At 45.1% G+C, this 9,387-nt stretch carries 8 protein-coding genes; all 8 read right to left on the bottom strand.

What is annotated here, in order from left to right; translation table 11 throughout:
- Positions 1–132: 132 nt before the first annotated feature.
- Positions 133–564, bottom strand: a complete 432-nt coding sequence (locus CU633_RS09915) for a RicAFT regulatory complex protein RicA family protein (protein WP_101659931.1) — start codon at positions 562–564, stop codon at positions 133–135.
- Between the two features lies 1 nt (position 565).
- Positions 566–2,110 carry a tRNA (N6-isopentenyl adenosine(37)-C2)-methylthiotransferase MiaB gene (gene miaB, locus CU633_RS09910; protein ID WP_101659929.1) on the bottom strand — a complete coding sequence of 515 codons (1,545 nt, stop codon included), beginning with the start codon at positions 2,108–2,110 and terminating at the stop codon, positions 566–568.
- 229 nt (positions 2,111–2,339) lie between these two features.
- Positions 2,340–3,206, bottom strand: a complete 867-nt coding sequence (locus tag CU633_RS09905; RefSeq protein ID WP_101659928.1) for a 2-oxoacid:ferredoxin oxidoreductase subunit beta — start codon at positions 3,204–3,206, stop codon at positions 2,340–2,342.
- Complete coding sequence (locus CU633_RS09900; protein ID WP_101659926.1) at positions 3,207–4,943, bottom strand: 2-oxoacid:acceptor oxidoreductase subunit alpha; 1,737 nt, start codon at positions 4,941–4,943, stop codon at positions 3,207–3,209. It lies immediately after the preceding gene.
- A gap of 308 nt (positions 4,944–5,251) precedes the next feature.
- Positions 5,252–6,175: a dipeptidase gene (locus CU633_RS09895; protein WP_101659924.1), complete on the bottom strand. Its 924-nt coding sequence runs from the start codon at positions 6,173–6,175 to the stop codon at positions 5,252–5,254.
- A 122-nt stretch (positions 6,176–6,297) separates the two neighbouring features.
- Complete coding sequence (gene spoVS / locus CU633_RS09890; protein ID WP_029281188.1) at positions 6,298–6,558, bottom strand: stage V sporulation protein SpoVS; 261 nt, start codon at positions 6,556–6,558, stop codon at positions 6,298–6,300.
- Positions 6,559–6,866: 308 nt separating this feature from the next.
- Positions 6,867–7,664, bottom strand: coding sequence for a TIGR00282 family metallophosphoesterase (locus tag CU633_RS09885; protein ID WP_101659914.1), 798 nt, complete (start codon positions 7,662–7,664; stop codon positions 6,867–6,869).
- Between the two features lie 101 nt (positions 7,665–7,765).
- Positions 7,766–9,328: a ribonuclease Y gene (rny, locus tag CU633_RS09880; protein ID WP_374703360.1), complete on the bottom strand. Its 1,563-nt coding sequence runs from the start codon at positions 9,326–9,328 to the stop codon at positions 7,766–7,768.
- Positions 9,329–9,387: the final 59 nt, after the last annotated feature.

Here is a 9,387-nt window from a genome sequence, read left to right as displayed (position 1 = left end):
AAAAAATTTGTCTAAGAATGTTCGTCTCCATAAAATAAAAATACCACAGCCTAGATGACCGTGATAGACCCAAAATTTTATACTTTCTTATCTTTTGAAAAAGGCCCGGGAGTGATCCCGGGCCCATGCTGATTAATGCTGGTGGCAGCTGGTTTTCGTGTTAACTTGTGCTCCTGTTTCGCCGTGCAGCAGGTCTCCCCCGGTTGCAGTGATAATTTCATCTGTAACCGTGTTGGAGATAGTGGAAGCAATAATTTGCAACAGCTCATTCACTTCTACTTGGGACTGTTTGAACTCCTGGACAAGAGGAATCTCATCCAGATCCTGCTCAAGCGCGGAAATTTTCTCTTCGACTTTCTTTAATGCTTCCGGCTTGCCATAATGCTGGAGATTGACGGCCTGCTTTTGCAGTCCCTTAATCTCGGTTATCATTGAACGGACTTTTTCATTCCCATGAATTTGTGCCTCAGCACGCTTGAAAAAGTCTACCTCTTCCGTTTCAGAAATCATCTTTGCCAACTCTTTCGCGCGGGCGACGATATCGTCTTTTGTGTATTTCGCCACGTTAATTCACCTCAACTGATTGTAGTTCTTCCACCATTTCTCCGTTTAAAGACCATGTTTTGGCTTCTGTGATTTTTACCTTGACAATCTTGCCGATCGCCGTTTTTGGTCCTTTAATGTTAACAAGCTTGTTTTTCGTTGTATAGCCGGCGAGCATATCAGGATTATTTTTACTTTCCCCTTCGACTAGCACGTCGACAATCTGATCCTGGTATTTTTTCATCGCTGCCGCCGATAATTCGTTCACAACCGCGTTTAAACGCTGCAAGCGCTCCTTCTTCACAGCCATCGGCACATTATCGGTCATTTTCGCAGCCGGGGTACCTTCCCTCGGTGAGTAAATAAATGTATAAGCCGTTTCATAGCCTACTTCACGGTAAAGCGACAATGTTTCTTCAAACTGCTCTTCTGTTTCATTCGGGTAGCCGACAATGATGTCAGTAGTCAAAGAAACATTCGGAATCGCAGCTTTAATTTTTCTGACGAGTTCTAAATACTGCTCTCTCGTGTATTTGCGGGCCATGATTTTCAGCACTTCGGTCGAACCTGATTGAACCGGCAAATGAATGTGATCCATCAAGTTGCCGCCTTTGGCGAGCACTTCGATCAAGTGATCATCAAAATCACGCGGGTGGCTTGTTGTGAAACGGACACGCGGGATATCGATTTTGCGAATTTCATCCATTAAATCGCCAAGTCCGTACTGGATATCCTCGAAGTCTTTGCCGTATGCATTAACGTTTTGGCCAAGCAGCGTAATTTCCTGGTAGCCCTGCGCAGCTAAATGGCGAACCTCCTGGATGATATCCTCCGGCCGGCGGCTCCGTTCTTTTCCGCGTGTATACGGAACGATACAATACGTACAGAACTTGTCGCAGCCATACATAATGTTGACCCATGCTTTAATATTGCCGCGGCGTACTTTCGGAAGGTTCTCAATGACGTCCCCTTCTTTGGACCATACTTCGACGACCATTTCTTTTGACATGTACGCTTCTTGTAAAATATTCGGGAGGCGGTGAATATTATGTGTTCCGAAGATCATGTCGATATGATGATGTTTTTCAAGAATTTTGTTTACGACAGATTCTTCCTGGGACATACAGCCGCAAACGCCGATAAGCAAGTCGGGTTTTTCCCTTTTTAATGCTTTCAAATGGCCAATTTCACCAAACACTTTGTTCTCGGCATTCTCACGGATCGCACAAGTATTCAACAGAATGACATTGGCATCTTCAGTCCGGTCGGTTGCTTCATAGCCGAGCGCTAAAAAGATTCCTGCCATCACTTCTGTGTCATGCTCGTTCATTTGACATCCGTACGTACGAATGTAAAACTTTCGTCCAGCTCCCATCCCGCGAAACTCTTCCGGAATCGTAAAGTCTTTGTGATACTTTACTTCCTCTTTTCCGCGTTTTTTTGCATCCTTTAAGGATGGGGGAATATAAACAGCTTCGAAGTATTTGCTGTAGTCCTTGACGGATTTTTTGTCCGGAGAATTAACAGCTTCTACTTGCTGGCCTTCAATACGTTGTTTCTCGTTCATGAAAAATCCCCTTTCTTGTATTTCTAAACATTGATTTATTTGTTAACGTACAACTAACCATTTTAAACGATTGGACGAAAACAAACAATAACATATGATAATGTGCTGGAGCGACACTTCTATTTTACTATAAAAAGAGGGCCCTGCTAAATTTGAATTTTTTAGTAAAAAATACATGAAAAACCCCCGGGATTAATTTTGAATCCCGGGGGTTTTTCACTGCTTTTATTTACATAAACTCTGCTACCAGCTTGTCGAAGTGATCTTCACTTAAATTCAAATCAGCATGGGCAAGCGGCGTTTCCGAGTAGCCGTTGATCAGTTCCTGATAAGACTTGCGCACTGTATCTTGATAAATTAAACCTGTCACTAAGCCATTGTGCTTCATCAGCGTTTGCATCGCGACTTCCCGGCTGGAAGGATCATAGCCTTCGATGTCGCTAAGCTTTGTTAAGTTCTCTTTAAACCAATCATACGTGTTTACTTTATTGTATGTCACACATGGGCTAAACACATTGATTAACGAAAATCCTTTATGCTTAATGCCCGCTTCAATCAGGGCTGTTAAATCCTTTAAATCGGTTGAAAAGCTTTGCGCTACAAATGTTGCACCTGCTGTCAAAGCCATTTCCATTGGAGAAACAGCCTGTTCAATCGATCCTTGCGGCGTCGATTTTGTTTTAAAACCGGCCGCTGAACGTGGTGATGTCTGCCCTTTTGTTAATCCATAGATTTGGTTGTCCATGACAATATAAGTAATATCAATGTTGCGGCGAATCGCGTGGATCGTATGGCCCATTCCAATTGCGAAACCGTCGCCGTCTCCGCCGGAAGCAAGCACGGTCAGATCCCGGTTAGCCATTTTCACACCTTGGGCGATTGGCAATGAACGTCCGTGGATACCATGAAATCCGTATGAATTAATATATCCGGAAATACGGCCGGAACAGCCGATCCCTGAAACAATCGCCAAATTTTCAGGCTCAAGACCGACATTTGCCGCGGCCCGCTGGATCGCCGCCTGTACGGAGAAGTCGCCACAGCCGGGGCACCAGTTCGGTTTTACATTATTTCGAAATTCCTTAAATGTTGCCATTTAAAACAACTCCTTGCAGTTTGTATGAATTTCATGCGGCAGGAATGGGTTTCCATCATACTTTAAGATCTTGACAACTTTGTCAGCGTGACCGACGTTCATTTTCATAATGTTTGCCAGCTGGCCGGTTGCGTTATTTTCAACAACTGCGATTTTTTTCGCCGATTTCACAAGCGGCAGCAGTTCATCTGTTGGGAACGGATGAATCAACCGTACTTGTGCATGATTTACTTTTAATCCGTCTTTTTCAAGGCGGACGATTGCTTCTTCGATCGTGCCGCGCGTCGAGCTAAAACCGACAATTAATAAATCCGCTTCTTCATGCGGAGAGTTTTTATAGACAGGGGTGTCGAAATGAATATGTTCGACCTTCTTGAAGCGCTTATCCATTTGCGCTTTCCGGTTTGCCGACGATTCTGACGGCTTTCCAGTCTCATCATGCTCCACACCTGTCACGTGGTGAATCCCGTTTTTCATGCCCGGAATGACACGTGGTGATACACCATCTTCTGTCACTTCATAACGTTTAAAATAGCCTTTGTTTTCAATTTCAGGAAGTTCAGCATCCGCAAGCTTGCCGCGGCGGATTTCCACTTTATCAAATTCGAGCGGTTCCACCGTCTGCTTTCCTAATGACAGCTGCAGGTCTGATAGAATAATAACCGGACACTGGTATTCTTCTGCAAGATTAAAAGCTTCGGCGGTATCATAGAAAGCCTCTTGAACCGTACTTGGAGCGAGGACAATTTTTGGAATTTCACCGTGAGTCCCGTAAATCATTGCCATCAAGTCAGACTGTTCCTGTTTAGTTGGCAAGCCGGTCGAAGGACCGCCGCGCTGTGTATCAACGATGACAAGCGGTGTTTCCGTAATGCCGGATAAACCGATTGCTTCCATCTTCAAAGACAGTCCCGGGCCGGCTGACGCTGTAAACGCACGGGCACCGGCATAGTTGGCACCGATCGCCATCGTAACGGCCGCAATTTCGTCCTCTGTTTGAATAACAGTACCGCCCAGTGGAGGCAGTTTTTTAATCAAGTATTCCATAATTTCAGAAGCAGGCGTAATCGGGTATGCAGCCATAAAGCGGCAGCCTGCCGCTAAAGCTCCAAGGGCGATCGCATCATTTCCGATCATGAACATCCGCTTTTTCCCGTCTGCTTTTTCAAGCTGCATCGTCTCGATGCTTTCACCCAGCTTTTCTTTCATATAATTATAGCCTGCTTGAATCGCTTCCATGTTTTTGTCGACGACCTGCTGGCCCTTGCGTCCGAAAATCTCTTGAACTACTTCTTCAAAAACTTTAATATCAAGATCTAATACTGCTGAAGTTGCTCCGATCGCAACCATATTTTTCATAAGGGATGTGCCGAGTTCCGTGGCGATTTCCGTAAATGGAACCGCATACATCGAAGCTTTAGTATCTTCTGGCTGTTTCGGATCAAATTTAGAATCGGCAATAATGACACCTTTATCATGAAGTTCTTTGTAGTTGACATCGATCGTTTCCTGGTCAAACGCGACGAGTATGTCTAAATCATCTGAAATGGCCCGAACTTGAGTTGTGCTTACACGAATTTTGTTGTTGGTATGGCCGCCTTTAATACGTGATGAAAAGTGGCGGTAACCATACAAGTAGTAGCCTAAACGATTCAGCGCAATGGAAAATATCTCCCCGGTACTTTCAATACCTTCCCCTTGTTGTCCGCCAACTTTCCAAGAAAGTTGATTGATCATTCCCTACACCCCTTTAGATACGTTAAAAGAATTATGCAAAAACGTTACATGTCAACGATAGTACCTTTCTACATCACCATTCCAAGTCTATATTTCTATACAAATGTTACTGGTTTAATAGGAGGGTACTAAACGCTTTCAATTCTAGACCTATGTGTTAAAAAAAGCAACCCTTTCAGATTAAATATTGACTAAAATGTGAATATTTTTTTATTTTGTGAAATATAATAGCTATTTACATTTTGGCGTGTATCATGTTCGTATATTTGTATTGTGCAAAGCCTGTATTTTAATAGCTTCCCCAGCTTTTACCACGGATATCTTCCTGCAAAATTTTGATAGAGAAACTTGTCCACCTGTATATTAGAATAATATTTATAAAGTTCATTGACGAGAACCGCATAATCGGCCATTCTTTCCAAACCCGTCACGGTGTCATCAGTGCCATCAAAATCCGAACCAAAACCGACGTGGTTTTCACCGCCAAGTGCACATACATGGTCAAGATGCCGCAGTACATCTGCAATTGTTGCCGATTGTTTGCCCGACAGAAATGGAGCTACAAACGTGATGCCAACTACACCGTTCCTGTCTATCAACGCCTTGATTTGCTGATTCCGCAAATTCCGGGGATGCGGACAAAGAGCGTAACAGTTTGAATGGGATGCGATTGGATAATCAGCCATCTCGATCACATCCCAAAAACCTTTTTCCGATAGGTGGGATACATCACACCATGCTCCCTTGTTGTTCAGGACATCGACAACCTGTTTCCCAAACCTGGACAGCCCTGCGCCCCTTTCCTCCAAAGCTCCGTCAGCAACGCTGTTCGCATAATTCCAGGTAAGCCCTACAGACGATACCCCGAGCCGCAGCAGCGTCTGGAGCTTATTTAGATCCATTCCGACCGCATCGCAGCCTTCCAGCGTTAAAATGGCTCCGATTTGGTTTTCTTTTAATCGGCTGATCCCATCCTTTGCCATGATCAGTTTAATATTTGAAAAAGGTTCGATAATCCGTTCGTAAAAAAGCTCGGCCATGCGAAGTGCAGCGTGAAATTTCAGATCTGGATGGACTTTTTCCGGCACATAGATCGCAAAGCATTGAATCTTCGGCCCTGGCCCCGATAATTGCTGCCACGTCACCTGCAATTCCGGGGAATCGTTAAAATCAAGGCCGTTGTTTATAAATAGTTTATAGAGGACATCGCAGTGAGCATCAAATATCTTCACATCCGTCCACCCCGCTTACATATATAATGTAAAAAAAGAGAACCTGTTTGCATGTGGCAAACAGGAGTTTTTTGTGTGCAAATTCGGATCAGAAGGAACCGCCGGTTACTGTGGCTTCCCCTTTATCTGGGTTCGATAATTAACTTAATGGCCGTCCGTTCTTCTCCATCGATTAGGATATCTGTAAATGCCGGGATGCAAATTAAATCGACTCCGCTAGGTGCGACAAATCCTCTTGCAATCGCTACTGCCTTAACGGCTTGATTCAATGCACCTGCACCTATTGCCTGGATTTCCGCAGCACCTCTTTCGCGCAGAACACCGGCAAGTGCACCAGCTACAGAATTAGGATTAGATTTTGCTGAAACTTTTAATATTTCCATTCCTAGCTCCTCCTTGTTTAATCCCGATCCCGTATGTTCAAAAACTGAACAAATCAGGTTGTACATGAAACCGTCCATCAGCTGGACAAGCTCTGTTTATTTACCTGCTGACAAACTCGGTTGAACCAATCCATTCCCAAGCCTTCCTCGAGCCCGTGACATAAAAGCTGACCAGCCTCGCGGGAACGGATAAATCTTTCCATTGCTACTATATTCAGCACTTAAAAGACATATTCCGGCTTGGACAAAAAAAGGATTGCTTGTGAAGCTTCCCGGATCGGTTTTCAAGGAGGAGATGAAATGTTTGTTTAAGAGAAAAAGGGATGATCGTCATTCACCAGGATGGTTTGAATTTTTTTTGCTTTGCCGTCCTGTTTATCGATATCAATTACAACCGCACTCAGCTGCGTCCGCCCTTCCTTCGTCACTTCAAAGCGGACCGGCAGGGCTGTCAGGAATCTTTTCAGCACGGCGTCTCTTTCGACACCGAGAATACCATCATAGGGGCCGGTCATGCCAACGTCTGTTAAAAAGGCCGTTCCAGCAGGCAGGATGCGCGCGTCTGCCGTTTGAACATGCGTGTGAGTGCCAACGACCGCTGACACCCTTCCGTCCAAATACCAGCCCATCCCCTGCTTTTCACTCGTTGCTTCGGCATGGAAATCAACAAAAATGATTGGTGTTCGCTTTCGCGCTTCTTCGATAAGCTGATCTGCCTTTTTAAACGGGCAATCAACCGGTGTCATAAAAGCCCGCCCCTGCAGGTTGATCACCGCCACTTCATCCTGATTGACTTTTAAATAAACGATTTCCTTCCCCGGTGTCCCCTCTGGAAGATTGGCAGGACGCACCATATATTTCGCTTCATCGATGAATTCAAAAATTTCCCGGTTGTCCCACGCATGGTTGCCGAGCGTCACAGCCTGAGCGCCTTCCTCAAGGAAGCGCCGGTAGATTTTTTCGGTTATTCCCTTCCCGCCTGCGGCATTCTCTCCGTTAATAATCGTAATCGTCGGCCGGAATTTCTCCTTTAATCGGGGCAAATAGCTGCTCACCATATCCCGCCCGGGTGAGCCAACAACATCGCCTATAAACAAAATCCTCATATTATGCCCTTTCTTTACCTGAATTTTTTGCTTATGTAAATCTTACCACAATCTGACCCAATTCTATTCAATGAAAAAAAAGCGGTGCTGTGTGCACCGCTTTATTTTGCATATTCTACCGCTCTTGTTTCGCGTATTACCGTCACTTTTATATGACCCGGGTAATCGAGTTCCTCTTCGATTCTTTTGCGAATATCCCGTGCCAGGCGATGAGCTTCAAGGTCATCAATTTGTTCAGGTTTTACCATGATTCGAACTTCACGGCCTGCTTGAATCGCAAATGATTTTTCAACACCGTCATAGGATTCTGAAATCTCTTCAAGCTTTTCAAGACGGCGAATGTAGTTTTCAAGCGTTTCACTGCGCGCTCCCGGCCTTGCCGCAGAAAGAGCATCTGCTGCTGCCACAAGCACCGAAATGATCGATGTTGGTTCCGTATCCCCGTGGTGGGAAGCAATACTGTTGATAACGACAGGATGTTCCTTGTACTTCGTGGCAAGTTCAATCCCGATTTCAACATGGCTTCCTTCAACTTCATGGTCAATCGCTTTACCGATATCGTGAAGAAGTCCCGCTCGGCGGGCCAGGGTTGTGTCTTCCCCAAGTTCAGCTGCGAGCAGCCCGGAAAGGTGGGCAACCTCCATCGAGTGCTTTAATACGTTTTGGCCATAACTCGTTCGGAATTTTAAGCGGCCAAGAATTTTGATTAAATCCGGATGGAGCCCGTGAACACCCACTTCAAAAGTAGTTTGTTCACCTATCTCACGGATGTGTTCATCCACCTCGCGCCGAGCTTTATCGACCATTTCCTCGATGCGTGCCGGATGGATCCTTCCATCTTGTACAAGCTTGTCCAGCGCCAAGCGAGCTGTTTCACGTCGAATCGGATCAAAGCCGGATAAAATGACTGCTTCAGGTGTATCGTCAATGATCAGGTCAATTCCCGTCAGCGTTTCGAGAGTCCGTATGTTACGGCCTTCCCGGCCGATAATCCGGCCTTTCATTTCATCATTCGGCAAGTTCACAACTGATACAGTGGTCTCCGCAACATGGTCTGCTGCGCATCTTTGGATAGCAAGTGACAAGACCTCTTTCGCTTTCTTGTCTGCTTCCTCTTTTGCACGATTTTCGCTCTCCTTCAACATGATGGCGATATCGTGGGACATTTCCTGTTCGATGCGATCCAAAATGATTGCTTTCGCTTCTTCACGCGTCATGCTCGAGATGCGTTCCAGTTCAGCCTGCTGTGCTCGTACCATCTCGTCCACTTTGCTTTCCATCTCTTCAATATGCTGTTGTCTTTGGTTAAGGGAATCATCTTTTCTCTCTAAAAGACTTTCTCGTTTATTCAACGACTCATCTTTGCGATCAAGATTCTCCTCTCTTTGCAGTAAACGGTTTTCATGTTTTTGCAGTTCATTTCTTCGTTCACGAACCTCACGTTCAGCTTCAGTACGAAGCTTGTGGATTTCATCCTTTGCCTCGAGCAAGGCTTCTTTCTTTGAGGCTTCTGCATCGCGCTTTGCATCTTCCAAAATCTGCTGCGCTGCGTTTTTTGCTCCAGCTATCTTCGCTTCCGCAAAGGATTTACGAATAAAATAGCCAACAACTGCACCGACGAATAGGCCAAGCAAAATGGAGATGATCGTAATGGGTTCCATCATTTCACCTCCTCTTGCTATGAACTTTTGTTACGTTTTTTAAACTGTCGGCATGTACATTG

The sequence above is a fragment of the Bacillus sp. V3-13 genome (assembly GCF_002860165.1).
In the GTDB taxonomy this organism is placed as follows: Bacteria; Bacillota; Bacilli; order Bacillales; family Cytobacillaceae; genus Bacillus_BJ.
Note: the sequence above shows the minus strand (reverse complement) of the source record. Positions and strands in the feature narration are given on the sequence as shown.

What these genes read in the sequence shown, in the direction of transcription:
- CU633_RS09905 (WP_101659928.1), bottom strand. Translation starts at nt 3,206, where the DNA reads ATGGCAACATTTAAGGAATTTCGAAATAATGTAAAACCGAACTGGTGC.
- spoVS (WP_029281188.1), bottom strand. Translation starts at nt 6,558, where the DNA reads ATGGAAATATTAAAAGTTTCAGCAAAATCTAATCCTAATTCTGTAGCT.
- CU633_RS09885 (WP_101659914.1), bottom strand. Translation starts at nt 7,664, where the DNA reads ATGAGGATTTTGTTTATAGGCGATGTTGTTGGCTCACCCGGGCGGGAT.
- CU633_RS09900 (WP_101659926.1), bottom strand. Translation starts at nt 4,943, where the DNA reads ATGATCAATCAACTTTCTTGGAAAGTTGGCGGACAACAAGGGGAAGGT.
- miaB (WP_101659929.1), bottom strand. Translation starts at nt 2,110, where the DNA reads ATGAACGAGAAACAACGTATTGAAGGCCAGCAAGTAGAAGCTGTTAAT.
- rny (WP_374703360.1), bottom strand. Translation starts at nt 9,328, where the DNA reads ATGATGGAACCCATTACGATCATCTCCATTTTGCTTGGCCTATTCGTC.